2 protein-coding genes are annotated in these 1325 nt (G+C 60.8%); one reads left to right on the forward strand and one right to left on the reverse strand.

What is annotated here, in order from left to right; translation table 11 throughout:
• Window positions 1-129: 129 nt before the first annotated feature.
• The gene (rnk, locus tag ACX3P1_RS28105) at window positions 130-534 is read right to left on the reverse strand and encodes a nucleoside diphosphate kinase regulator (RefSeq protein ID WP_459083083.1); all 405 of its coding nucleotides are present in this window, start codon (window positions 532-534) and stop codon (window positions 130-132) included.
• 411 nt (window positions 535-945) lie between these two features.
• Here rnk and ACX3P1_RS28110 point away from each other — a divergent pair.
• A partial coding sequence (locus ACX3P1_RS28110) for a glutathione S-transferase family protein (RefSeq protein ID WP_459083085.1) occupies window positions 946-1325 on the forward strand: 380 nt, incomplete at its 3' end.

Genomic DNA, 1325 nt, shown 5'->3' on the forward strand with positions numbered 1-1325 from the left:
GGGGCGCGATAGGATAGAAACCGCACACTTGACCGAAGGCGCGTGCATTCAGCCGTCGGGCGTGGTGGTCTATCCACGGCCGGCCAAGCCGGTGGCGTCACCTCAGTGATCGCGCGGCCACGACCGTCATCACTCTGGAGCTTCTTCGTCAGCTTTGCCGACGGAGACGACGGTTAGGCGGTGGGATCGCTGGTCGTTGGCGACCCAGTCGATAGATTGTCCGGGGCGAAGCCCGAGCAGCGCCGTGCCGATGGGCGTTAAAATGGAGACCATGCCCTCGGCGATGTCCGCTTCTGCCGGATAGACCAGCGTCACTCGGCGCTTGTGGCCGTCGTTGGGTTCGTACTCCAGGGTGGTGCCCATCTGGATGGTATCCAACGGGATGGCCTCGGCCTCAACGACTTGCGCGCGCTCGAGCTCGGAGAGCAGTTTGTCAGCCAGTTCTGGGTTCTTGTCCAGCAGGCCGTTGGCAAGCAGGGTCAGGCGGCCATGATCCGTCTTGCTGACGAGGATAGTGGGTTTGTTTGCAATCATGTTTTTGTCCTGCCTGTGTCTTGCTGAGACCGGGATCGGTTCCCGTATATGCGTTTTGTGAGCCACGGTGCTACACACCGGAACGGTTGGCAATGCGATTGAAACGGGCCCTGGTTCTCTCTCGCCAAGGACGGGAAAACGGCCCAAGCTGCCGGCGCCCGAAACCGTCATGGACACGTTCAGAGCCGCCCGTCGAAATTTGGACTTTACCTGCGGCATGTCAAGCAATCAGGGGGAGATCGGTGGGAAGCCATCACCGGAAGACTCGAGTGTTGACACAAGGGATATGTCGTAGGCATGTCGTGGTTGGCAAGGTCGCTCCTCGACCCGTGCTCGCCCGGCGGACGGATCGGCACCTCGCAGCACTGACAGGCATCACGATCCAACCTCCAACTCACAGGGAGATTTATCGTGGCGCCCTTCAAATCAGCTCAACCGATCAAGCTTTACCGTGCCGAACTGTCGGGCCACTCCCATCGGGTGCAGTTATTCCTCGGACTACTCGGGTTGCCCTGCACACTGATCGACGTCGATCTCGCCCACGGCGCCCACAAACGCCCGGACTTCCTCGCTAGAAACCCGCTAGGCCAGGTTCCGGTAATCGAAGACGGCGACGTTTGCCTTTACGATTCCAACGCGATCCTGATCTATCTCGCGAAAAAATACGATGACGGACACTGGCTTCCTACCGACCCGGTTTCGGCGGCTCGCGTGCAGCAATGGCTGTCGCTGGCCGCAGGCCAGATCGCCAATGGTCCGGCGGCCGCGCGCATGGTGACCATCTTCGGCGC

The organism is Mesorhizobium sp. A623, assembly GCF_054489405.1.